18 protein-coding genes are annotated in these 24,705 nt (G+C 70.0%); 14 read left to right on the top strand and 4 right to left on the bottom strand.

Annotation, left to right across the window (positions count from 1 at the left end):
• Positions 1–417: 417 nt before the first annotated feature.
• From CEK66_RS00580 to CEK66_RS00565, 4 genes are all read right to left on the bottom strand, one after another.
• Complete coding sequence (locus tag CEK66_RS00580) at positions 418–2,400, bottom strand: sigma-54-dependent Fis family transcriptional regulator (RefSeq protein WP_043094693.1); 1,983 nt, start codon at positions 2,398–2,400, stop codon at positions 418–420.
• Between the two features lie 312 nt (positions 2,401–2,712).
• The gene (locus CEK66_RS00575) at positions 2,713–4,458 is read right to left on the bottom strand and encodes an XVIPCD domain-containing protein (protein WP_152235598.1); all 1,746 of its coding nucleotides are present in this window, start codon (positions 4,456–4,458) and stop codon (positions 2,713–2,715) included.
• 43 nt (positions 4,459–4,501) lie between these two features.
• Entirely contained in the window at positions 4,502–5,014 is a 513-nt protein-coding gene (locus CEK66_RS00570; protein ID WP_152235672.1) for a hypothetical protein, read from the bottom strand.
• Between the two features lie 505 nt (positions 5,015–5,519).
• The gene (locus CEK66_RS00565; protein WP_017911561.1) at positions 5,520–6,452 is read right to left on the bottom strand and encodes a carbohydrate kinase family protein; all 933 of its coding nucleotides are present in this window, start codon (positions 6,450–6,452) and stop codon (positions 5,520–5,522) included.
• A gap of 260 nt (positions 6,453–6,712) precedes the next feature.
• On the opposite strand from CEK66_RS00565, the gene CEK66_RS00560 reads away from it, so the two are divergent.
• The 14 genes from CEK66_RS00560 (at position 6,713) to CEK66_RS00495 (ending at position 24,563) form a co-directional block, all read left to right on the top strand.
• Positions 6,713–7,759, top strand: coding sequence for a rod shape-determining protein (locus tag CEK66_RS00560; RefSeq protein ID WP_010343692.1), 1,047 nt, complete (start codon positions 6,713–6,715; stop codon positions 7,757–7,759).
• Positions 7,760–7,929: 170 nt separating this feature from the next.
• Positions 7,930–9,036: a rod shape-determining protein MreC gene (gene mreC, locus CEK66_RS00555; protein WP_152235597.1), complete on the top strand. Its 1,107-nt coding sequence runs from the start codon at positions 7,930–7,932 to the stop codon at positions 9,034–9,036.
• Positions 9,033–9,518 (top strand): rod shape-determining protein MreD, encoded by a 486-nt coding sequence (gene mreD / locus CEK66_RS00550; RefSeq protein ID WP_010343694.1) that lies wholly within the window; start codon positions 9,033–9,035, stop codon positions 9,516–9,518. Before mreC ends, mreD begins: the two co-directional genes overlap by 4 nt.
• Position 9,519: 1 nt before the next feature.
• Positions 9,520–11,580 (top strand): penicillin-binding protein 2, encoded by a 2,061-nt coding sequence (mrdA, locus tag CEK66_RS00545; protein ID WP_017907586.1) that lies wholly within the window; start codon positions 9,520–9,522, stop codon positions 11,578–11,580.
• Complete coding sequence (gene rodA, locus CEK66_RS00540; protein ID WP_017907587.1) at positions 11,577–12,683, top strand: rod shape-determining protein RodA; 1,107 nt, start codon at positions 11,577–11,579, stop codon at positions 12,681–12,683. The genes mrdA and rodA overlap by 4 nt, the downstream gene beginning before the upstream one ends.
• A 325-nt stretch (positions 12,684–13,008) precedes the next feature.
• Positions 13,009–14,349, top strand: a complete 1,341-nt coding sequence (locus CEK66_RS00535; protein ID WP_152235596.1) for an AcvB/VirJ family lysyl-phosphatidylglycerol hydrolase — start codon at positions 13,009–13,011, stop codon at positions 14,347–14,349.
• On the top strand, positions 14,346–15,776 hold the full coding sequence (locus CEK66_RS00530; protein WP_152235595.1) for a glycosyl hydrolase family 28 protein: 1,431 nt from the start codon (positions 14,346–14,348) through the stop codon (positions 15,774–15,776). The genes CEK66_RS00535 and CEK66_RS00530 overlap by 4 nt, the downstream gene beginning before the upstream one ends.
• A 274-nt stretch (positions 15,777–16,050) precedes the next feature.
• Positions 16,051–17,190 (top strand): NAD(P) transhydrogenase subunit alpha, encoded by a 1,140-nt coding sequence (locus tag CEK66_RS00525; protein ID WP_152235594.1) that lies wholly within the window; start codon positions 16,051–16,053, stop codon positions 17,188–17,190.
• 3 nt (positions 17,191–17,193) lie between these two features.
• Positions 17,194–17,508: an NAD(P) transhydrogenase subunit alpha gene (locus CEK66_RS00520; RefSeq protein ID WP_017909700.1), complete on the top strand. Its 315-nt coding sequence runs from the start codon at positions 17,194–17,196 to the stop codon at positions 17,506–17,508.
• A gap of 4 nt (positions 17,509–17,512) precedes the next feature.
• Positions 17,513–18,919: an NAD(P)(+) transhydrogenase (Re/Si-specific) subunit beta gene (locus CEK66_RS00515; protein WP_152235593.1), complete on the top strand. Its 1,407-nt coding sequence runs from the start codon at positions 17,513–17,515 to the stop codon at positions 18,917–18,919.
• A 65-nt stretch (positions 18,920–18,984) separates the two neighbouring features.
• Complete coding sequence (locus CEK66_RS00510) at positions 18,985–20,376, top strand: NAD-dependent succinate-semialdehyde dehydrogenase (RefSeq protein WP_152235592.1); 1,392 nt, start codon at positions 18,985–18,987, stop codon at positions 20,374–20,376.
• 196 nt (positions 20,377–20,572) lie between these two features.
• Positions 20,573–21,709, top strand: coding sequence for a lytic murein transglycosylase B (mltB, locus tag CEK66_RS00505; protein ID WP_017914484.1), 1,137 nt, complete (start codon positions 20,573–20,575; stop codon positions 21,707–21,709).
• Entirely contained in the window at positions 21,706–23,202 is a 1,497-nt protein-coding gene (locus CEK66_RS00500) for a septal ring lytic transglycosylase RlpA family protein (protein ID WP_152235591.1), read from the top strand. The genes mltB and CEK66_RS00500 overlap by 4 nt, the downstream gene beginning before the upstream one ends.
• 149 nt (positions 23,203–23,351) lie before the next feature.
• Positions 23,352–24,563: a D-alanyl-D-alanine carboxypeptidase family protein gene (locus CEK66_RS00495; protein WP_152235590.1), complete on the top strand. Its 1,212-nt coding sequence runs from the start codon at positions 23,352–23,354 to the stop codon at positions 24,561–24,563.
• Positions 24,564–24,705: the final 142 nt, after the last annotated feature.

Here is a 24,705-nt window from a genome sequence, read left to right as displayed (position 1 = left end):
CACCGCTCGGCGCGTGCCATCCGCCGTGTCCACACGGCTGCACGCCAGCCGGCGCGGGCGACTGGCGCGGCTGAAGCCGCTCCTGCCTGGGTTCGCGCTTGGCCACCGGCGCAGGGCTTCCTGCAGGAGCGGCGTCAGCCGCGACCTCGGACGAAACTATCCGGCTCCGTCCGCAGTCGGGACTGAAGTCCCTTCCGCAGTGTGCGATCTCAGCGACCCGCAAGCTGTTGTCGTAAAAACGGTTGTCGTGGGAGCTGCTTCAGCCGCGACATCGAAGCCCGGCATCCTCCAGCCGCCTCAACGGTTGGGACGCCAATACCCCACAGCACTCACGCCGCTACCGAATGGCAGGACGCGACAGGCGAGGCTTCATTCGCGACACGCAGCAAACCCCTTGAATCGCGATGCCGCCGCCACTCAAGCCGTCGCCAACCCGTGCTTGCGCAGCTTGCGATACAAGGTATTGCGGCTGATGCCCAGCGCATCGGCGGTGCGGCTGACGTTCCATCGGTGACGCTCGAGCTGCTGCTGCAGCACGCTGCGCTCGGCACTGTCCAGGGCGACGCGGCCGGGCATGCCGTCGCCGGCATGCGCATCGTCGCCGAGCAGGCATGGGCCGCTGTCGGCGTCGACGATTTCCTGCGGCAGGTTGGGGATGCGGATGACGCCATCGGCGCACAGCACCGCCGCGGTACGCAGCACGTTGCGCAGCTGCCGCAGGTTGCCGGGCCAGGCATAGCTGAGCAGCTTGTGCAGGGCGTCCTCGCTGATGCGCACCGTCTGCTCGCCGCTCTCCTCGCGCAGCAGGGTGCGGATCAGTTCGGCCTTGTCGCTGCGCTCGCGCAGCGGCGGCAGGTGCAGCACCACGCCGTTGAGGCGGTAGTACAGGTCCTCGCGGAAGCCGCCGCTGCCGACCATCTGCGCCAGGTCGCGGTGGCTGGCGCTGATCACGTGCAGTTCCAGCGGCACGGCGCGGTCGCTGCCCAGCGGGGTCACGCTCTGTTCCTCCAGCACCCGCAGCAGGCGTGTTTGCAGCGGCAGCGGCATGTCGCCGATCTCGTCCAGGAACAGGGTGCCGCCGCTGGCCTGCAACAGCTTGCCGTGGCGTCCTTCGCGCGCGGCATCGGTGAAGGCGCCGCGCGCATAGCCGAACAGCTCGCTCTCGATCAGCGCTTCCGGGATCGCCGCACAGTTCACCGCCACGAACGGGCGGTCGGCCCAGGGCGAGCTGCGGTGCACCGCCTTGGCGAACTCTTCCTTGCCGGTGCCGGTGGCGCCGCACAGCAGGATCGACACGCGGTGCTTGGCCAGCTTCAGCGCATTGTCCAGGTTGTGCAGCATGCGCGGATCGGAACCGACATGATCGTTGGCGCGCGCGGCCTGGCCGTCCTCGCCCGCGGCGCGCGTTCGGCCGGCAGCGCTGCGCGCACGCGGTGGCTGCGCCAGGGCGAAGAAGCGGCGGCCGTGGCAGGCGCAACGGATCGACCACAACGTACTGGCGTCTTTGCGCGCGCGCTGCTCCAGCGTGTCGAAATCCAGCTGCATCACCTGGGCGATGTCGCGCCCGACCAGCGGCGAACGGTCGGGCTTGCCGAGCTGTTCCAGCGTGGCCTCGTTGACCGCCAGCACGCGGCCGTCGCCGCCGACCGCGATCAGCGCCTCGTGCAGCAGGCCGGCGAACTCGGGGCGGCTGTGGAAGCGCAGGATCCACGCATGCCGGTACTGCTCCAGGAAGTACGCGCGGGCGATCTGCGCCGCCGACATGCGCACCAGCGCGCCGGTATGGCGCTGCACCAGCTTGGTGTCGCGTGCGTCGGGCGTGGAGGCGTCCAGCACCGCCAGCAGATGGCCTTGCGGGTCCAGGATCGGCGCGCCGCTGCAGGACAACGGCAGGTGCCGCTCCAGATAGTGTTCGCCGCGGTGCACGCTCAGCGCACTGCCCTCCACCGCACAGGTGCCGATGCCGTTGGTGCCCTGGTAGCGTTCGGCCCAACTGGCGCCACAGAACAGCCCGGTCTCGCGGAACGCACGCAGCAGCGCCGGATCCTGCACGCTGTGCAGGACCGTGGCCTCGGTGTCGGCGAACACCACCGCGTAGCTGCCGCCGGCGATCTGTTCGTAGAGATTTTCCATCTCCACCTTGGCGATGCGCAGCAGCGCCTCCAGCCGCTGCTGGCGCTCGCGCAACTCACCGTCGTCATGGACCATCGGCGAGGGGTGGGTGTCCGGGGCCAGGCCGTACTCGTCGAGGCAGCGCCGCCACGAGCGTGCCAGCGCCGGCGGCAAGGACTCGATCTGGCGGAAATGGCGCATGCGCGCCAGCGGCGCGCAGTCGGCCTCGGCGGCGGATGGTGCGACGACCTTGGCTTGCGCGAGGCTGGCGACAGTCGACTCGGACATGGGCGCGCTCTCGTCCCCCCCAGGGGCCCTTGCGCAAGTGACGCACAAACCAGGCCTGGGCTCAACCCGCAGTGCAGCAAAGCGATGGCGTCGCCCGCCGTCGATCCCCCGCTCGCGCTGGGATCCTCGCTCCATCATGACTGTCGGTGGGCGTGCAGGACACGCCGCGCTCCGACAGCGCCATGTCGTAGTGCATCCGCATCCACCGTCGCGCGGGGGGAACGGCGACGGTGCGAATCGAATCGAGTGCCACACCGCCTGCTACGCAGACGGCGCGCTGCGCGCCGCCGCATGCGCCCGGCCGAAGTCGGGTTATGCCAGTGCCGGGCCGTTGCGGCTCGGCGCGTCCCGCTCGCGCGCAAATTCCTGCTGTTGCGTGAGTTGCCGTTCGCGGTCGATCGCCTGATTCGCGGCCTGCAGTCGCTGGTCGGACTGTTCCACCGGAGTGGCGAGCGCCACTTGCACATCCACGCTGGCGCGCTTTTGCGCCGGGTCGCGCTGTTCACCTTCGACCACCACCAGATGGCCCTTCTCGGTGAGCGCCACGCGATCGGCCCGTTCCAGTGCGTTCGACGCCAGCGGCGCGTTGCCGGGGCCGCCATTGTCCCGGCAAGCGGCCAACGCAGCACGGCTCAGGCGTTCGCTGGCCGCATCGTACGGTTTGCCCAGATCCTGGTCGATCCTTCTGACGCCCTCGCGGATCTGCTCGAGCAGCGCATGATTCCGGTGGCTGGCGTCGTTCGGGCCGGGCGCCGACGCCGGAGCGCGATCCGGCGCAGGCGTTTGCGGTTGCTGCTGCTCGCTGCGTTCGCGCAACTGCGCCGGGGTCGGTACGTGCAGCAGCGTTTCGCTCTTGCCGTCCTTGCGCAGTTGAAGATCCACGCTCTGATCCGCATTGCCGACGCGCTTGACCTCGTCGCGCTGCACCGCGCTCCACTTGCCGCCGACGAAGGCGGTACCGTGACCGTTCCCATCGAAGACGACCACATCGTTGTCCGCGCCGAACAGGCTCGACGACTGCGCCACCGTCTTGCCGTTCCGGCCTTTGAGGTTGTAGCCGAACGCACTGTCCTGGTCGAGGGCGCTGATCAGTTTTGGCGACTGGCCGTTCTGCAGGAACAGGGTCTTGGTCGCGTTGTACTGATGCAGCGCATCCGCGTGGGCGGTATCGCCCTTCAGGTCGACCGGGCTGCGCAATGGGTCGGCGGAGACCGCCGCAAAAGCATCATGCAGGGGATTTCCAGGCTGCGCCGCACGGAGCTTGTTGAACACCTCGGTACCTGCGAGCGCGTGGTGGACGCCGCTCTCGATGTAGTCGGGCACCACCTCGCCTTTCTTGTTGGTCTTGTTCGGCAGCAGCGCGTCGACCTTGTTCACCACGTCCTCGACGCTGCCGAGGCTGCCGTCGTTGATGCCCTTGAGGATCTTCGGATACTGACTCTTGCCGGCCTGGTTCTCCAGCTTCATCAGCACGGTGGCGTACTTGGCCTGGTCGTCCAGGCTCGCGTTCTTGTACAACTCCGTCTGGCGCAATTGGTGCAGCGCGCCGCCATGGTCCTTCTTGCCGTCGCCTTCGCGCATCAGATGGTCGATCTGCGTGCGGTCGCGATCGTGTACGAATTGCACGCCTGCATCGGAGGCCAGGAAGGTATTGAGGTTCTTGAGCACGGTTGCATCGGGTGCGCGGCCGTTGTCCGCGCGGATGGCATCGCCATTGCGCTGCAGATCGGAGATCGTCTGTGTTCTTTGGTTTTCCGACAGCGCCAGACTCGGAGTCTGCCGGGCGGCCCATGTCTGGTAGGCATCCACCAGCGTCGGGACGACGTCCGGATGTGCGCCCAGGTCGGTCTGCAGCGTGCCGATGCTGAAGCCGCTGTTGGCCACCGGCTTGAGCGTGTTGCCCTCGACCGATCCGGCGAACGACAGGTGATAGGCCACATTCTTGGAGCCCAGGCTGCCTTCCGAGGCCACGCCGATGGCGAAGTAACCCAAGGTCTTGAGTTGCGCGTCGGTGAGTTGCGGCGTTGCCGCGGTGGGGGCGGTGTTTGGATCGGACATGTCGCTGTTCCCCGATGGTGTGTCGTCCCTGTAGACGCTCGCGTTAGCCTCTGCCTTCTCCGCAGAGCTTGAGGTTGGTGCGTGCGGCGCGGATCACGCGGAGGTAATCGTCGACGAGGGCGGGCGTCATGCCTTCGCTGATGGCGTCGTCGCTGCGCTTGGCGTCGTCCTGGTAGGGCGCCAGCGTCTGCCGGCATCCGGCATCGTCGCCGAGTTTATGCTGGGTCAGCGCGTAGTCGTTGCGGATGGCGCCGGCGTCGCCGAAGTTGAGGGCCGCCACGCAGTCGCGATAGAGCGGCGCGAGCGTCGCTTCGGCACCCGCATAGTCCTTGCGATCGTAGGATGCTTGGAAGGCCTTGCGCGTTCGCTGCATGGCTTCAGGTGTGCAGGTCGCAGCCTGTTTCAGATAATCGCCTGCGAAGCTGCCGTTGCCGCCGCAGTACTCCCGGCACGCGCTCTCGGCGCCGGCCGTGGCGGACACCGCCACGCCGTCTGCCTTGGGTGCCAACTGCAGCGTGCAGGTGCCGTCGTCGACCGCGGCCTGGGTTCCGTGCAGCGTGCCGCTGAAGCTGCAACCGGCATCGACATTCTGCGTTTCGAGGGTGAAGCGTGCATCGGGCTGCACGGTCAGCTGGCCCCAGCCGGGCTGGGTGGCATAGCGGCCGGCGGGCACTTGCGCGGCCGCCGCATCATGCGTCGCAGCAGGCGCCGTTGGGCCGTTCGCGGCAGGCGCGGGGGCGGTCGGGGGCACGGAGGGAGTCGCGCTCGCGGGTGCCTGGGCGGCGTTGCCGCAGGCGCACAGGGTCGCCGCGCAGCACATGGAGAGCAGCAGTCCACGCGGGATCGGTGCGGCGGCCAGGATCCTGGCGGTCCAGCGAGGCGCGGTGTCCATCCGATCATTCCATCGACGCGGGCGGCCGAGTCTAGCCCCGCCCGGATCGGCGCCGCAAGCCTGGATGCCGCGTCGCAATCGGTCGTGGAACGGCGGCCCGCCGGGTAGGCGTCCGGCAAGCGCGATGGCCAGGTGTCGACGCTGCCGTTCCGCCGGTAGTGCCCCAGCCTTACAACGCGTAACCGAACTGCTGCTTGAACTGGTCGTTGAATTCGTCGAAGTCGAAGCGCTGGTTCTGCGTGCCCGGGTGCTCGACCTTCAGGGCGCCCATCAGGTTGCCCATGCGGCCGATGGTCAGCCAGTCGCAGCCGCGCTGGATGCCGAAGATCAGGCCGGCGCGGAAGGCGTCGCCGCAGCCGGTGGGGTCGACCACGCGGCGCTCGTGCGCCGGCGGGATGTCGTAGGTCTTCTCGGGGGTGTGGACCAGGGCGCCCTTGGGGCCCTGGGTGGTGATGTAGGCCTGCACGCGCGAGACGATGTCCTTCTCGTTCCAGCCGGTGCGCTCCTGCAGCAGGTTGGACTCGTAGTCGTTGACCACCACGTAGTCGGCCTGCTCGATGAACTGGCGCAGCTCCGGGCCGTTGAACAGCGGCATGGCCTGGCCGGGGTCGAAGATGAACGGCACGCCGCCGGCGCTGAACTCCTCGGCGTTCTGGATCATGCCCTCGCGCCCGTCCGGGCCGACCAGGCCCAGGGTCACGCCCGGCACGTCCTTCACGTGATTCTCGTAGCTGCGCATCATCGCGCCCGGATGGAACGCGGTGATCTGGTTGTTGTCGTGGTCGGTGGTGATGAACGCCTGCGGGGTGAACAGCTCCTCGATCACCTTGACCCGCGACAGGTCGATGCCCAGCGCCTGGAAATGCTCGCGGTACGGGCCGAAGTCCTGGCCCACCGTGCCCATCGGGATCGGGTGGCCGCCCAGCAGGTGCAGGTTGTAGGCGATGTTGCCGGCGCAGCCGCCGAACTCGCGGCGCATCCGCGGCACCAGGAACGACACGTTCAGGATGTGCACCTTGTCCGGCAGGATGTGGTTCTTGAACTGGTCCGGGAACACCATGATGGTGTCGTAAGCGAGAGAACCACAGATCAGTGCAGACATCGGGCAGGCCTTGGCGGAGGAATGAGCCCGCATTCAGGCGGGCGAGGGGCGGGGTCGCCGCGGCGCAAAGGGTAACGGCTGCGGCCCGGCAGGGCCAGAACCACGATCCATCGCGGTCCCGCCGATACCACGCAACGCGTGGTTTTAGCGAGAATTTTCCTTGCCCGCACCCAGGCGGGTTGCTAGGCTAGCGGACTTCGTTTTCTGCCCATTTTTTCGCCATTCTGGCGACGGCGCGCGCCCCAGGACCCAATCCCCCGATGTTCAAGAAACTCCGCGGCATGTTCTCCAACGACCTGTCCATCGATCTGGGCACGGCCAACACCCTCATCTACGTGCGTGGCCAGGGCATCGTGCTGAACGAACCGTCGGTGGTGGCGGTGCGCCAGGACCGGGCGATCGGCGGCACCCGCTCGGTGGCCGCGGTCGGCGCCGAGGCCAAGCAGATGCTCGGCCGTACGCCGGGCCACATCACCACCATCCGCCCGATGAAGGACGGCGTCATCGCCGACTTCACCTACACCGAGGCGATGCTGAAGCATTTCATCAAGAAGGTGCACAAGTCGCGCTTCCTGCGCCCCAGCCCGCGCGTGCTGGTGTGCGTGCCGGCCGGCTCCACCCAGGTCGAGCGCCGCGCGATCAAGGAATCGGCCGAGGAGGCCGGCGCCCGCGACGTGTACCTGATCGAGGAACCGATGGCCGCGGCGATCGGCGCCGGCATGCCGGTCACCGAGGCGCGCGGCTCGATGGTCATCGACATCGGCGGCGGCACCACCGAGGTCGCGGTCATTTCGCTGAACGGCATCGTCTATTCGCAGTCGGTGCGCATCGGCGGCGACCGCTTCGACGAGTCGATCACCAATTATGTGCGCCGCAACCACGGCATGCTGATCGGCGAGGCCACGGCCGAGCGGATCAAGCTGGAGATCGGCTGCGCCTACCCGCAGGCGGTGGTGCAGGAGATGGAGATCTCCGGCCGCAACCTCGCCGAGGGCGTGCCGAAGATGATCAAGATCAACTCCAACGAAGTGCTGGAAGCGCTGCACGAGCCGCTGTCGGGCATCGTCTCGGCGGTCAAGCTGGCGCTGGAGCAGACCCCGCCGGAACTGTGCGCCGACGTCGCCGAGCGCGGCATCGTGCTGACCGGCGGCGGCGCGCTGCTGCGCGACCTGGACCGGCTGATCTCCGAGGAAACCGGCCTGCACGTGCAGGTCGCCGACGATCCGCTGACCTGCGTGGCCCGCGGCGGCGGCCGTGCGCTGGAGCTGGTGGACATGCACGGCAACGAGTTCTTCGCGCCGGAGTGAATGTGAGGCCGGGAATGGGGAGTCGGGAATGGGGAATAGAATGGCCCCTCCGCCTCCGCACTGCCGGCTCCCTCTCCACTCGCCTGCCTGCGCTCCGGCCCGATCGCGCCGGGAGCGCGCCGTTGTTGTTCGATTCCCCACTCCCGATTCCCCATTCCCGGCTTTAGCCCGTGCCTCCTTACGCCGGTCCTCCCGTCACCGCCCGCCCCGGCGAATCCGCCAGCACGCCGCGCCTGCTGGCCTACCTGGCGTTGGCGCTGGTGCTGATCGTGCTCGACGCGCAGGCCGACTGGCTGGCCCGCCTGCGAAGCCAGGCCACGGTGCTGGTGCAGCCGATCTGGGCGCTGGCCGGCCTGCCCGGGCGGCTGGGGTCGCAGGTGCAGGAGAACGCGGCCAGCCACGCGCAGCTGGTCAAGGAAAACCGCGCGTTGCGCAACGAACTGCTGATCGCCAAGGCGCGCCTGACCCGGCTGCAGACCGCGGCGCTGGACAACGCGCAGCTGCGCGAACTGCTGGGCGTGGCCGAGCGCCGCGGCCTGGACGTGCAACTGGCGCCGATCCTGGACATCGACCTGGACCCGACCCGACAGCGCCTGGTGCTCGATGCCGGCAGCCGCGACGGCGTGCACGTCGGCCAGGCGGTGATCGACGCCGGCGGCCTGATGGGCCAGGTGATCGCGGTGACCCCGCTGCACTCCACCGTGCTGCTGCTGACCGACCCCGACCACGCGGTGCCGGTGACGGTGGCGCGCAACGGCGTGCGCCTGATCGTCTACGGCCGCGGCGGCAGCCTGGAACTGCGCGACATCCCGCTCAGCGCCGGCGTCGAGGTGGGCGACGAGATCGTCACCTCCGGGCTGGGCGGCCGCTTCCCGGCCGGCTTCCCGGTCGGCACCATCTCCGCCCTGCGCCCGGACGACACCCACGCCTTCCTGGTCGGCGAGCTGAAGCCGGCGGCGAAGCTGGACCGCGGGCGGGATGTGTTGTTGTTGAAGAGCCGGGAATGGGGAATCGGGAATCGGGAATTGGCGACGCCTGCCGCAGCGGCAGCGGAAGGAGCTTCGCCCGTGGCTGGAGCAGCACAAAGCGGTGACGCCAAGCCAGCGCAGGGCGTGACGCAAGCCCCCGCAACCGGCGCCGCCGCCTCGACATCGCCGAACGTGCACCCATCCGCCACCGCGGCCACCCCGCCGCCGACCAAGCCGGCACGCGCGACATCCGATTCCCGATTCCCGAATCCCGATTCCCGCCCGGCTCCAAAGGAGACGGGCCAATGAGCCGCCTGCGCAGCAAAGGCTGGGTGCTCCCGGTCAGCGTGATCGTGGCGCTGTTGCTGGGGTTGATGCCGTTGCCGTTGGTGGTGCAGCCGCTGCGGCCGTACTGGCTGGCGCTGGTGGTGGCGTACTGGGTGATCGAGACCCCGGACAAGGTCGGGCTGGGCTTCGCCTTCGCGGTCGGGGTGCTCGCCGATCTGCTGTACGGCGGGGTGCTGGGCGAGCAGGCGCTGCGCCTGGTGATCCTGAGCTTCATCCTGCAGCGCTTCCGCGCGCGCATCCGCTTCTTCCCGATGTCGCAGCAGGCGCTGGCGATCGGCGGCCTGCTGGTCAACGACCGCATCGTCGCCGCGGCGGTGCACCTGGCCGTCGGCGAGCCGACCCTGCCGTGGAACTACTGGTGGGCGCCGCTGCTGGGCATGGCGCTGTGGCCGCCGCTGTTCGTGCTGCTGGACGCGCTGCGGCTGGGCCGGCGGAGCAAGTAGCATGGCCCTGCATCCGCGTCGCGCGCAGAAGAACCCGCACGCCGAGGCCGAGCAGTTCCGGCGCCGCGCGGCGCTGGGCTTCCTGTGCGTGCTGCTGGCGCTGCTGGGCCTGGGCGCCTGGTACTTCAAGCTGCAGGTGCTGGACCACGACATCTACGCCACCCGCTCGGACGCCAACCGCATCAAGCCACGGCCGGTAGTGCCCGGACGCGGCATGATCTACGACCGCAACGGCCGCCTGCTGGCCGAGAACGTGCCCGCGTTCCGGCTCGACGTGACCCCGGACAAGGTCGCCGACATGGACGCGCTGCTGGCCGAGCTGGGCAAGGTCATCGCGCTGTCGCCGGAAGACATCGAGCGTTTTCAGGCCGCGCGCAAGGCCAGCCGCAGCTTCCGCCCGATCACTCTGAAGCTGCGTGTAAGCGAGGAGGAGCGGGCGCGCTTCGCGGTGGACCGCTGGCGCTTCCCGGGCGTGGAGCTGGAACCCTACCTGACCCGGCACTACCCCTACGGCGACCTGTTCGCGCACATCATCGGCTATGTCGGCCGCATCGACGAGAAGGACCTGGAGACGCTGGGCGAGGGCAACGCCGCGCTGACCCACATCGGCAAGTCCGGGCTGGAGCGCTATTACGAGGAGCAACTGCGCGGCAAGGTCGGCTACGAGCAGGTCGAGACCAACGTGCAGGGCCGCGCGATCCGCACCGTCGGCCGGGTGCCGGCGCAGTCCGGCGCCGACCTGCGCCTGTCCATCGACGCCGACCTGCAGCGCGCCATGGTCGCCGCGTTCGGCGACTACCAGGGCTCGGCCATCGCCATCGATCCGCGCACCGGCGAGATCCTGGCCATGGTCAGCCTGCCGTCCTACGACCCCAACCTGTTCGTCAACGGCATTTCCCACGCCGACTTCCAGGCGCTCAACAGCGACCCGTCGCGGCCGCAGTTCAACCGCCTGGTGCTGGGCGGCGTGGCGCCCGGCTCCACCATCAAGCCGTTCATGGGCCTGGCCGGCCTGGACAGCGGCACCCGCCGCCCGGAGGACAAGATCCTCTCCACCGGCATGTTCTATCTGCCCGGGGTCAGCCGCGGCTGGGGCGACTCGCACCGCGGCGGCCACGGCTGGACCGACCTGCGCAAGTCGATCGCGCAGTCGGTGAACACCTACTACTACAAGCTGGCCATCGACATGGGCATCACCAAGGTCGACCAGTACATGACCCGCTACGGCTTCGGCGTGCCCACCGGCATCGACCTGGTCGGCGAGACCGGCGGCATCGTGCCCTCGCCGGCGTACAAGGCCAAGAGCCGCAAGGAAGCCTGGTACCCCGGCGACACGGTCAACATCGCCATCGGCCAGGGCGACTGGAAGGTGACGCCGCTGCAACTGGTGCGCGGGGTCGCCGGCCTCGCCGACGGGCAACTGCGCACGCCGCATCTGGTGATGGCCACGCGCCAGGCCTTCGATCAGCCGTGGGCGCCGGTGCAGCCGGAGCCGAGCAAGCCGATCAGCGACAACCCCAGCAACCTGCAGGCGGTGCGCGAGGGCATGATGGACACCATGCGTCCGGGCGGCAGCGGCTATGCCATCACCGTCGGTGCGCCGTACCAGATGGCTGGCAAGACCGGTACCGCGCAGGTGGTCAGCCGCAAGGGGCTGGCCGCGGTCGATCCGCGCAGCCTGCCGATGCACCTGCGCCACCGTTCGCTGTTCGAGGGCTTCGCGCCCGCCGAGCGGCCGACCATCGCCCTGGCGATCGCGGTGGAAGGCGGCGGCTACGGCGCCAGCACCGCCGCGCCGATCGCGCGCAAGATCTTCGATGCCTGGCTACTCGGCCGGCTGCCGCCCGGCGTCGAACCGCTGGACAGCCTGCGCGGCGCCACCGCGTTCGGCAGCCACCTGTACTACGCAGAAGATCCCGGCTCGCGCGCCGCCGCCGATGCGGTCGCCCTGGCCGCCGGCGAACGCCCGGTGCTGATCGGCCAGGCAGAGGTGGATGCGGCGGTGGTGCCGCTGCAGTCCGCAGCGCCGGCGATCCCCGACGAGATTCCGGACGAGCGATGAAGGATTTCCTGCGCTGGCTGGTCGACATCGGCGGCCGCTTCACCCGTACCCTGGACTGGCCGCTGTGCCTGGCGCTGGGCGCGCTGATGGCGATGGGGCTGGCGGTGCTCAAGAGCGCCGGCGGCATGCACCTCGTCATGGCGCAGGGCGCGCGCTTCGCCATCGGTGCGGCGGCGATGTGGAGCCTGTCGCGGGTGTCGGCGCTGCGCCTGCGCGCCTGGACCCCGCTGATCTACGCGCTGTCGATGCTGCCGCTGCTGGCGGTGTTCGTGCTGGGCACCGGCAAGTACGGGCGGCAGTGGCTGGACCTGAAGGTGTTCTACCTGCAGCCGGCCGAGCTGTTGAAGATCAGCATGCCGATGATGGTGGCCTGGTACCTGCACCGCATGCCGCTGCCGCCGCGCATCCCGACCGTGCTGGTCAGCGCGGTCATCATCGGCATTCCCACCGCCTTGATCATGCTGCAGCCGGACTTCGGAACCGGCGTGCTGATCGCCGCCAGCGGTGGCTTCGTGCTGCTGCTGGCCGGCCTGCCGTGGTGGTGGGTGGGCATCGCCGTCGGCGGCGTCGCCGCGGCCGCGCCGGTGGCCTGGCTGTGGCTGCTGCGGCCCTACCAGAAGGACCGCATCATGATGTTCCTCAACCCGGAGAACGACGCGCTCGGCGCCGGCTGGAACATCATCCAGTCCAAGATCGCGATCGGTTCCGGCGGCCTGCACGGCAAGGGCTGGGGCATGGGCTCGCAGTCGCACCTGAACTTCATTCCCGAGCAGACCACCGACTTCGCGTTCTCCGTGCTCAGCGAGGAGTTCGGCTGGATCGGCGTGGCCACGGTGATGACCCTGTACCTGATCGTGATCGGGCGCTGCCTGTGGATCGCCTCGCAGGCGCGCGACACCTTCTCGCGGCTGCTGGCCGGCGCCACCGGCCTGGCGTTCTTCGTCTACGTGCTGGTCAACGGCGGCATGATCTCCGGGCTGCTGCCGGTGGTCGGCGTGCCGATGCCGCTGATGAGCTACGGCGGCACCTCGGCGGTGTCGTTGCTGGCCGGGCTGGGCCTGGTGATGGCGGTGAAGGCGCACCGCCCGGTGCACGGCTACTGAACCAGCGCACGGCGTTCGACGCGCGCTGGCTTAACCGCAACCTTGCAGGCAGGTGACGGCATTATTGCGGCGCATGTCGTGCATCCGCACAATGCGCGTCGATGCCACGTGACGCGCGCCGCTCCCCCCGGCCCACAGGTGTGCAGGAACTTCCGGGTAGGCAGGTGCGACCCCGCGCATCCATCCCAGCCCACATCGCCGAGGCATCCTCCGCAGCGCATCCGCCGATCCGGGCTCCGGCCCACCCGTCTGCGTCGTCCGCCGCTGCCTCGTCGTTCCCGTGGTTGTCCAGAGGCTCGGCGTTGGCCGGGATGGATGCGTGTCGATGAAATTCCTGCGCGTGTTGCTGTTGACGAGCGTGGTGCTGGGCCTGAGCGGCTATGCACTGCTGCGCTATTACTTTCCGCCGGGGGCGCTGCATGCCCGTGGCTACGGGCGCACGACCCTGGTGCATCCGCAGGGGGCGCCGCAGGGCCTGGTGATCCTGCTGGCCAGCGGCAGCCCGGCGCAGCGGCAGGACGCCGCGCGGCGCATCGCCGCCAGCGGCGCGCTGGTCGCGGTGGTCGACGGCCAGCGCTATCTGAAGCACTTGCGCCGTGGCGGCCACGGCTGCGACAAGGCCTGGCACGATGCCGAACGGCTGAGCCGGCGGCTGCAGCGGCAGTTGCACGGCGACAGCTACTACCTGCCGGTGCTGGCCGGCACCGGCACCGCCGCGACCCTGGCCGCGCGCATCGTCGGCGCGGCGCCCTCCGCGACCCTGGGGGGCGCGATCGGCGTGGCGCCGGCACCCACCGAGGTCTGTGCCGGCACCGCCGCCGCGACCGCAGCGCAGGGCTTTGTCGACACCGTGGCCGCGCCGGCCGACGGCGGCGTGGATGCCGCGCTGGCCGCGCGGGTCGCCGCGCACCTGCATGCGCGCGGCCGTGGCGGGGCGCTGGACGATCTGCCGCTGACCGAGCTGCCCTCGGCGACCCCGGGCGCACCGCTGGCCATCGTGCTGTCCGGCGACGGCGGCTGGCGCGACATCGACAAGGGCATGGCCGAAGCGCTGCAGCGCCGCGGCATCGCCGTGGTCGGCTGGGACAGCCTGCGCTACTTCTGGCGGGCCAAGCCGCCGGCGCGGGCCAGCGCCGACCTGAGCCGGGTCATCGCCTACTACCAGCAGCGCTGGCATCCGCAGAAGATCCTGCTGGTCGGCTATTCCTTCGGCGCCACCACCCTGCCGTTCATGGTCAACCGGCTGCCACAGGCGCAGCGCGAGCAGGTCGGCCTGGTCGCGTTGCTGGGCCTGGAACACAAGGCCGATTTCCAGATCCGCGTGCGCGGCTGGCTCAACCTCGGCGACGACGACGACGCACTGCCGGTGCAGCCGGAACTGGCGCGCATTCCCGCGGCGCAGTTGCTGTGCGTGTACGGCGACAAGGAAAAAGATACGCTCTGCCCGCAATTGCGCGCGCGCGGAGCGGAGGTGGTGGTGTTGCACGGCGGTCACCATTTCGATCAACACCCGGCCGGGCTGGCGACGATCGTCGACGGCCGCTGGCAGCAATTGTCCGCCGACGTGCGCCTGCCGGTCGCCGAGCTGCCGGAGCCGCGTCCTGCGGCCGCCGCGGCGTCGCCCGCCGCCACGCTGCCGCCGTCGCACGCCGCGCTCCGGCAATGAGCAAGCCTGTGCGCGTCGCGCTGGTGTCCGGCGGCGTCCTCGCCGCCGCTGCGTTCGTCAGCGCTGCCGCGACCGGCGATTCCCGTCACGTGGTCGAACCGCACTTGCCGCCGGTGTGCATGGCGCTGGATGCCACCCTGCAGGCGCAGCAGCGCCGCTTCACCGACGCGCAGGAGCGCAGCGCGCCGGACACTGCGCGCATCCAGGCCGCGCTCGACCGCTGCGCCGCCGGTGAGCACGGCGCGGTGCTGCTGCGCGCCGGCAGCGGCAATGCCTTCCTCAGCGGACCGTTGACGATCCGCAGCGACACCACGCTGGCGATCGACAGCGGCGTGACCCTGTTCGCCTCGCGTCGGCCCGCCGACTACCAGGTGCCCGGCCGCAACGCCTGCGGCCAGGCCGCGGCCCGCAGCGGCGGCTGCCGCGCGCTGATCGCCCTGCAGGGGCGCAGCCTGGGGGTGATGGGCGTGCGCGACGGCGCCGGCCGCCAGGGCACTATCGACGGCCGCGGCGACCTGCCGATGCTCGGCGGCAGCGACAGCTGGTGGCAGTTCGCGCGCAGCGCCAAGGCCGCCGGCCAGACCCAGAACGCGCCCGACCTGATCCGCGCGCAGGACGTCGCCGATCTGCAGCTCTACCACGTCAACCTGATCAATGCGCCGTACTTCCACGTTTTCGTGCACGGCGGCGACGGCGTCACCGTGTGGGGCGTGCGGGTCCGGGCGCCGGCCAACAGCCCCAACACCGACGGCCTCGATCTGGACAGCGTGCGCAATGCGACCCTGGCCGACAACGACGTGATGGCCGGCGACGACGGCATCGCGATCAAGACCAGCGCCGCGCGCTCGGCCGACATCACCGTGCGCGACTCGCGCTTCTACGGCACCCACGGCATCTCCATCGGCAGCGAGGTGATGTACGGCGTCGGCAACGTGCTGGTGGACGGCAATCGCCTGGTCGGCCACGACGCCGACGGCATCGTCGCCACCGACAACAACGGCCTGCGCATCAAGACCGGCCTGGTCAAGGGCGGACCGGTGCGCGACGTGCTCTACCGCAACACCTGCCTGTTCGATGTGGCCAAGCCCCTGGTGATCACGCCGCTGTACGGCCACGACCACGGCGGCAGCCGCAGCGGCAGCGTGCCGACCTTCGCCGGGATCGTGGTCGACGGACTGCGCGCGCAGGACACGCCCGCCGGCAAGGGCAGTACGGTGCAGGGCTACAGCGCCGCGACACCGCTCGAGCTGGTGCTGGCGCACGTGGCCGCCGATGTCGCCACGCTGCATGCCAGCAATGCGCGCATCGGCGTGGACCAATCCGACCTGCGCTTGAGCGAGGACAGCAGCGCGGCCTCGACCTATGCGACCACGCTCGCCGGGTCGATTCCAGCCTGCAGCAGCGCGCCGGTGTTCCCGGCCCTGTAGCCCGCGCGCGCAACGCCGGCGGCCACTCGGCGCACGCCCGCGTGGCGCGAGCGGTCGGTGCTCGCGTCTTGCGGCTTTGATGGGGTGCGCCGCCACGCACTGCAATCGTCCGCACGTGATGCCATCGCCCTGTCGCACCGCAGCGTTCCGCCACCTAGCTGCGGGCATCGCGCGCGTTCTTTTGCGCGTGATGCGGCAGCGCGCTTGATCCGGATCAATGCCCGCGCGTCGGCCGGCGCGCACAGTGCACGCGTCCTCCAAGCGAGCCGCGATCATGGCGTTCACTGTTGCAGTCCTGAGGGAAGAACAGGCCGAGGAGCGCCGCGTGGCGATGGTGCCCGCGGTGCTGCCGAAGCTGGCCAAGTTGGGCGCGCAATTGCGCCTGCAGGCCGGTGCCGGCGGCGGTTCGCGACTGCCGGATGCGGCCTATGCCGGCGCCACCGTGCTCGACGATGCGCAAGAGGTGGTGGCCGGTGCGGACCTGCTGCTGGCCGTGCAGGCGCCATCGCTGCGCACGGTGGCGGCGCTGCGCCCGGGCAGCATGCTGATCGCGATGCTGTACCCGGCCAAGCTGCCCGGCCTGCTGGAGCTGCTGTGCGAACGCCGCATCACCGCCTTCGCGATGGAGACCGTGCCGCGCATCAGCCGCGCGCAGGCGCTGGACGTGCTGTCCAGTCAGGCCGCACTGGCCGGCTACTACGCGCCGCTGCTCGGCGCCGTGCATCTGCCGCGCATCCTGCCGATGATGACCACCGCGGTCGGTTCGCTGCGTGCCGCGCGCGTGCTGGTGATGGGCCTGGGCGTGGCCGGCCTGCAGGCGCTGGCCACCGCGCACCGGCTTGGCGCGATCACCGAAGGCTACGACGTGCGTCCGGAAACCCGCGAGCAGGCGCAGTCGGTCGGCGCGCGCTTCGTCGACACCGGCATCGACGCACGCGGCGAGGGCGGCTATGCGCGCGAACTCAGCGCCGAGGAGCGGGCCAAGGCCGCGGCGGTGCTGACCCAGCACATCCAGCAGGCCGATCTGATCATCACCACCGCCAACGTGCCCGGGCGCACCGCGCCGATCCTGATCGACCGCGAGCAGATCGCCGGCATGAAGCCCGGCGCGGTGATCGTCGATCTCGCCGCCGACAGCGGCGGCAACTGCGAAGGCAGCGTGCCGGGGCAGACCGTGGACGTCGGACCGGTCACCCTCGTCGCCCCGCGCAACGTGCCTTCGGCGTTGGCCCAGCACGCCAGCGAGCTGTACGCCAAGAACCTGCTGGGGCTGCTCGACCTGCTGGTGCGCGACGGCGCACTGGCGCCGGACTTCGACGATGCGGTGGTCGCCGGCACCGCGCTCACCCATGACGGCCGCCTCTGCCACCCACCGGTGCCGGCCGCCGCGCCCGTTCCCACCAAGGAGTCCTGAGTCATGTCTCTCGATCTGTCGATGAGCTGGCTGATCGCGTTGTACGTGTTCATGCTGGCCGCGTTCACCGGCTACGAAGTGATCGGCAAGGTGCCGTCGATCCTGCACACGCCGCTGATGTCCGGGTCCAACTTCGTCCACGGCATCGTCGTGGTCGGCGCGATGCACGCGCTGTTCAATGCCGACACCGTCGCCGGCCAGGCGATCGGTTTCGTCGGCGTGCTGCTGGGCGCCGGCAATGCCGCCGGCGGCTACGTGGTCACCGACCGCATGCTGGCGATGTTCAAGCCCAGCGCCGCGCCGGCCGCGAAGGAGTAGCGCCATGCTCTCGCTCCTGGTGGAACTGAGCGGGTTCGCCGCCGCGTTGCTGTTCATCCTCGGCCTCAAGCGCATGTCCTCGCCGGTGACCGCGCTGCGCGGCATCGTCCTGGCCGGGATCGGCATGCTGGTGGCGGTGGCCGCCGCCTTCGGCTATCTCGCCGACCTGCAGCCCGCGGCGCGTCCGCACGCGCTGACCAACCTCGCACTGGCGCTGCTGGCGTTGCTGCTGGGCGGTGCCTGGGCCTGGCGCAGCGGCCGCCGTGTCGCGGTGACCGCAATGCCGCAGATGGTGGCGCTGTACAACGGCATGGGCGGCGGCGCCGCCGCGGCGGTGGCCGGGGTCGCGCTGACTACGCGGCAGCCGCAGCAGGGCGGCCTGCATCTGGCGGTGACCGTGCTCGGTGCGCTGATCGGCGCGATCTCGCTGTCCGGCTCGGTGATCGCCTGGGCCAAGCTCGATGGCCGCATCGACACCGCGTGGCGGTTCAAGGGCCAGAGCGCGTTCAATGCTGCGGTGTTCCTGGCCGCGCTGGTGCTGGGCACGCTGGTGGTCACCGGCACGGGCGGCGCCTGGGCGGCGCCAGCGTTCTTCATCGCCGCGCTGGGCTTCGGCGTGCTGATGACGCTGCCGATCGGCGGCGCCGACATGCCGGTGGTGATCTCGCTGTACAACGCCTTCACCGGCCTGGCGGTGGGCCTGGAAGGCTTCGCCCTGCAGAACCCGGCGCTGATGATCGCCGGCATGGTGGTCGGCTCCGCCGGCACCCTGCTGACCGTGCTGATGGCCAAGGCGATGAACCGCTCGCTGGGCAACGTGCTGTTCAGCAATTTCGGCGACGGCGCCGCCGTCGTGCGGGGCGACGTGCAGGGCCGCATGACCGCGGTCGAGCCGGGCGATGCGGCGACGTCGATGCGCTACGCCTCCAGCGTGATCATCGTGCCCGGTTACGGCCTGGCCGTGGCGCAGGCGCAAGGGCGGCTGTACGAGCTGGTGAAGCTGTTGCAGGCCGCCGGCGTCGACGTGAAGTTCGCCATCCATCCGGTCGCCGGGCGCATGCCCGGGCACATGAACGTGCTGCTGGCCGAAGCCGGGGTGCCCTACGACCTGATCTACGACATGGAGGACATCAACGACAGCTTCGCCAGCACCGACGTGGCGCTGGTGATCGGCGCCAACGACGTGGTCAACCCGGCGGCGCGCACCGACAAGGCGTCGCCGATCTACGGCATGCCGATCCTCAACGCCGACCAGGCGCATCAGGTCTACGTGATCAAGCGCGGCCAGGGCAAGGGCTACGCCGGCGTGGAGAACCTGCTGTTCTACGGCGACAACTGCGACATGGTCTACGGCGACGCCGCCGCGGTGCTCAACCGCATGGTGCAGGCGGTGAAGGAACTGGCCGCCTGACCCAACCGCTTCCCGCGCCGGCGCGAGGCGTCCGGCGCTTTCCGACCTTCCACGAGGACACCACCATGACCTATGCGACCCGCAATCCCTATACCGGTGAATTGCTCGCCAGCTTCCCGGAGGCCACCGATGCGCAGGTACTGGCCGCGATCGATGCCGCCGACGCCGCGTTCCAGCAATGGAAGCAGGCCCCGTTCGCCGAACGCGCCAGGGTGATGCATGCCGCGGCGCGGCTGCTGCGCGCCAACACCCGCGAGTACGCATGCCTGCTGACGCTGGAGATGGGCAAGCTGATCGGCGAGGCCGAAGCCGAGGTGCGGCTGTCGGCGGACATCTTCGAGTACTACGCGGTCAACGCCGAGCGCTTGCTGGCGCCGGAGCATCTGCCGGTGGCCGATCCGGCCGAGGGCAGGGCGATGGTGGTGCACGAGCCGCTGGGCGTGCTGCTGGCGATCGAACCGTGGAATTTCCCGTACTACCAGATCGCGCGGATCATCGCCCCGCAACTGTCGGCCGGCAATACCGTGCTGCTCAAGCACGCCTCCAACGTGCCGCAGTGCGCGGCCAAGTTCCAAGCGCTGATGGCCGAAGCCGGGTTGCCGGCCGGGGCCTTCGTCAATCTCTACGCGACCCGCGGCCAGGTGGAGACCATCCTCAACGATCCGCGCGTGCACGGTGTGGCGCTCACCGGGTCGGAAGGCGCCGGCGCCATCGTCGCGGCCCAGGCGGCCAAGGCGCTGAAGAAGTCGACCATGGAACTGGGCGGTGCCGACGCCTTCGTGGTGCTGGACGATGCGCCGCTGGAGAAGACGGTGAAGTGGGCGGTGTTCGGCCGCCACTGGAACGGCGGGCAGGTCTGCGTGTCGTCCAAGCGCATGATCGTGGTGCAGGAGGTGTACGAGGAATTCCTGCAGCGCTACCGCGCCGGCGTGGCGGCGCTGCGGGCCGGCGATCCGATGGATCCGGCGACCACCCTGGCGCCGCTGTCTTCGCAAGGCGCCGCCGACGACCTGAAGCGGCAGATCGCCGAGGCGGTCAGGCACGGCGCCACCGCGACCGAGGTCGGGCCGCCGGTGCCGGTGCATGGCGCGTTCGTGCAGCCGACCTTCCTCACCGACGTCGCCCCGGACAACCCGGCCTACCACCAGGAATTCTTCGGCCCGGTGTCGATGCTGTTCCGCGCCCGGGACGAGGACGACGCGGTGCGCATCGCCAACGATTCGCCGTTCGGCCTCGGCGGCTCGGTGTTCACCGGCGACGATGCGCGCGGCGTGGCGGTGGCCAGGCGCATCTCCACCGGCATGGTGTTCGTCAACCACCCGACCATGGTCAAGGCCGACCTGCCGTTCGGCGGCGTGCGCCGTTCCGGCTACGGGCGCGAACTGATCGGGCTGGGCATCAAGGAATTCGTCAATCACAAGCTGATCGACGTGGTCGACATCGACGCGCCGTTCTGAGTGGGCGCCATGCGTCAGGCCAGGCCGCCGGGGGCAACCCCGGCGGCTTTTTTGTTCCGTCGCCACGCCCGGGTCGGGGCGCGTGCCCGGTGCATGCCGGCAGGTCATGCTGCGGGCGCACTTGACCTGGGGCAAAGTTCTTTTGTTTCATGGCGTTATTGGTAGAAATTCATCTTGAATCTGTTAGTCTGCCGGCATGATCCGACGCTCGCTGATTTGCCTGCTCACGCTTGGCCTGGTCGCATGCGCGACCCAGCCCAAGGCGCCTCCGTCGCCGCCGCAGGCCAGCGCGCCGCCGCCTGCGCCGCGTCCGGCTCCGCCGGCCGAGGCCGCGCCGGAAGTGGTGCAGGCGCCACCGGTGGACCTGACCCCAGTCCCGTTCGAGGTCGCCCGCGCCAACTTCGTCCGCGACACCGCGGCCAGGTACGGCATGGATCCGGCGCAGATCGAGGCGACCCTGGCGCAGGCCCAGTTCAAGGATGCGATCGTCGCGGCGATGTCGCGCCCGGCCGAGCGGGTCAAGCCGTGGAGCGAGTACCGGCCGATGTTCATCAGCCAGGCGCGCATCGATGGCGGCCGCGCGTTCCTGGCCACGCATCGCGACGAACTGCAGCGGGTGCAGGCGCGCACCGGCGTGCCGGCCGAGGTCATCGTCGCGATCATCGGCGTGGAAACCAGCTACGGCAAGAACGCCGGCTCCTACCGCGTGCTGGATGCGCTGTACACGCTGGCGTTCCGCTATCCGCGCAGCGGCGACCCGGCCAAGCTCGAGCGCGAGGTGCGCCGCGAACTGTTCTTCCGCGATGAGCTCGGCCAGCTGTTCGCGCTGGCCCGCGAGGAGAACCTGGACATCACCGGCCTGATCGGCAGCTACGCCGGCGCGATGGGCCTGGGCCAGTTCATGCCCTCCAGCTATCGCCAATTCGCGGTCGACGGAGATGGCGACGGCAAGCGCAACCTGTTCACCGACTACGACGACGCGTTCTCGTCCATCGCCAACTACTTCGTCAAGAAGGGCGGCTGGGTGCGCGACGGCGTGGTCGCGGTGCCGGCGACGCTGCGCCCGGGCGCCGAGGAATTCAATCCGACCGACTGGACGCCGACTTACACCCTGGCCGACCTGGCCGCGCGCGGCTACACGCCGACCGCGCCGGTGCCGGCAGCCGCCGGCGGCGCCACGCCGATCACGCTCGACGGCAGCGCCGGCAAGCAGTACTGGCTGGGCTTCCAGAACTACTACGCGATCACCCGCTACAACAATTCCAAGATGTACGCGATGGCCGTCTACCAACTGTCCCAGGCCATCGCCGGCAAGGAGTTACCCCCGGCATGAACCCGAACGCGCTGCTCCGGATCGCTCCCGTCGTCGCTGTGCTGGCGCTGGCCGCCTGCAGCAGCGCCCCGAAGAAGACCGCCGGCGGCGCCGGGCCCGGCATCCGGGTCGAGGGCAAGGGCCCGGCGCACGTCGCCACCGGTTGTCCGTCGACCTCGCCCTACGCGCCGGCCAAGGAAGATCCGTCCAAGCGCGGCAACTACACCGCCGGTGGCCTGTATGCGCCCGGCGTGCGCGACAGCACCCCGGACTACGTGCCCAACGTCGCCTGCATTCCCGAGCCGCTGGTCACCGACGAGCCGCGCTCGGCGATCGGCAACCGCTCCCCGTACATGGTGCTGGGCCGCGAGTACGTGGTCATCGACGATCCGCACAGCTACGTCGAGCGCGGCACCGCCTCGTACTACGGCAGCAAGTTCCACGGCCGGCTGACCTCCAACCGCGAGGTCTACGACATGTACGCGTTCACCGCCGCGCACAAGACCCTGCCGCTGCCCAGCTTCGCCCTGGTCACCAACCTGGACAACGGCGAGTCGGTGGTGGTGCGGATCAACGATCGCGGCCCATTCCACGATGATCGGCTGATCGACCTCAGCTACGCGGCGGCGGTCAAGCTCGGCATCACCGGCAAGGGCACCGGCCGCGTGGAAGTGCGCGGCCTGACCCCGGCCGACAACGGCGACCTGCTGGCACGGCGCACTCCCGGCCGGCGCCCGGCGACGCTGCTGGCCAGCGCGTCCACCGCCACCGCCACCGCCACACGCGATCCCGCGGCGGTGCGGCGCGCGGCGGACATGGACAACCTGGTCAAGACCCTGCCGGCGAAGTCGGCCGGATCGGCCGGCGGCAGCGTGGCCGCCGCCGCGACCGTGCCGGCGCGCGCCGGCACGGTGGCGGCGGTCGTTGCGCCTACCGCCGCCGCGGCGACCGCCACGGCCGCGGCGCTGCCGGAAGGCGAGCGTTGGCGCTATCGTGTGCAGGACGCGCCGGGCCGGGTCGGCGATGCCGATCGTTTCGACGCCTGGATGAAGTCGCGCGGCGTGCGCGTGGCCACCGGCAAGCCGGCCACGCCCGCGCCCAGCGTGGCCGCGGCGAGCACCCCGGTGCGCGGATCCCGCGGCACCGCGACGACCAGGCCCGCTGCCGCGGCGACCGCCGTCGTGGCCGCCCCGGCCGTCGCAGTGGCGACGCCGGCAGCGCCGCCTCCCGCACCGGTCGCCAGCGCCGCGTCGCGCGCCGACGACGACAGCGCGCGCGGGCCGCTCGGCATCCTGCTGCAGGTGGCCAGCTTCGCCAGCCGCGAGAACGCCAACCGCGCGCTGTCGCAGTTGGCCTCGGCCGGCATCGTCGGCGCCAGCATCAGCGACATCGTCTCCGGTGGCCGCACCCTGTGGCGGCTGCGGGTGGCGGCCGAGGACCATGGCCGCGCCGCCGAGCTGGCCACGCGCATCGCCGGCCTCGGCTTCGGCCGGCCGCAGATCGTCAAGGATTGAGGTGGCGTGCCCGCCACGGCGGGCGGTCGGCGCGCCGATGGCTTAACGCCGGTTCGCGCGCGTGCCCGCGCCGCGCCTGCCCGGGCGCCGGCTCGGCCTACAATGTCGCGTTTTCCATCGGCCTTCGGGCCCGCCAGGAGTCGTTTTAGATGAAATTCCGCTTCGCCGTCGCTGCCGTGGCCACGTTCGCCGTCGGCCTGGTTTCCGCGCAGACGCCCGGCCCGGTTCCCGCGCCGCCGGCCGCCGCTGCCGCCGCTCCGGCCACCGTGGCGATCCCGCCCGCGCCCAAGCCGGCCGTCTCCAAGTCCTGGGTGCTGATGGATTACGCCACCGGCCAGGTGCTGGCCGGCGAGAACGAGCACGAACGCGTGGCCCCGGCCAGCATCACCAAGGTGATGACCTCGTACGTGATCGCGGCCGAACTGAAGCTTGGCAAGATCACCCGCGACGACCAGGTCATGCTCAGCGAGCGCGCCTGGCGCGAGGGCGGCGCCGGCACCGACGGCAGCTACAGCGGCTTCCCGGTCAACAAGACCGCGCGCCTGGAAGACATGGAAAAGGGCATGGCGATCCAGTCCGGCAACGACGCGGCGATCGCGCTGGCCGAACACACCGCCGGCAGCGAGGAAGCCTTCGCGTCGCTGATGAACGAGTACGCGAAGAAGATCGGCATGACCGGCTCGCACTTCGTCAACGCCCACGGCCTGTCGGCCGACGGCCACTACACCACCGCCTACGACCTGGCGCTGCTGGGCCGGGCGATGGTCCGCGACTATCCGGAAACCTACGCGTACAACAAGATCAAGGAATTCCGCGTCGGCGACATCACCCAGCCCAACCGCAACCTGCTGCTGTGGCGCGACCCCAGCGTGGACGGCATCAAGACCGGCCACACCTCCGAGGCCGGCTACTGCCTGCTCAGCTCGGCCAAGCGCGGCGACCAGCGCCTGATCGCGGTGGTGATGGGCGACAGCTCCGAGAAGCAGCGTGCCGAGGACAGCCTGGCGCTGCTGAACTGGGGCTTCCGCTTCTTCGAGACCCACAGCCTGTACGAGCCGGGCAAGCAGGTCGCGCAGCAGCGCGTGTGGAAGGGCACCGAGAAGCAGGTGCTGCTGGGCGTGGCGCAGCCGCTGCTGGTCAGCGTGCCGCGCGGCCGCTACAACGAACTGAAGCCGTCGATCGAAGTGCCCAAGACCCTCGAGGCGCCGATCAAGCAGGGCCAGCAGATCGGCATGGTCAAGGTGAGCCTGGACGGCAAGGTGGTGGCGCAGGCCCCGCTGGTGGCGCTGAAGGCGGTCGATGAGGCCGGTTTCTTCAAGCGCCTGTGGGACAGCTTCTGGATGTGGTGGGAATCCGAATGATTTTGTTTGAAAAAAGCCGGCTGACGCCGGCTTTTTTCTTGGGAATGGAGAATGGGGAATCGGGAATGGGTAAAGCGGTGTACTGCCACCTGCCGGTTTGGTGGGGAGATCGGAGGCCCGCTTTTGCCATTCCCCATTCCCC

The organism is Xanthomonas sp. LMG 12460, assembly GCF_009192895.1.
Taxonomy (GTDB): Bacteria; Pseudomonadota; Gammaproteobacteria; order Xanthomonadales; family Xanthomonadaceae; genus Xanthomonas_A; species Xanthomonas_A sontii.
The sequence above is the reverse complement of the archived record's forward strand: the minus strand, read 5'-3'. Positions and strand labels throughout refer to the sequence as shown.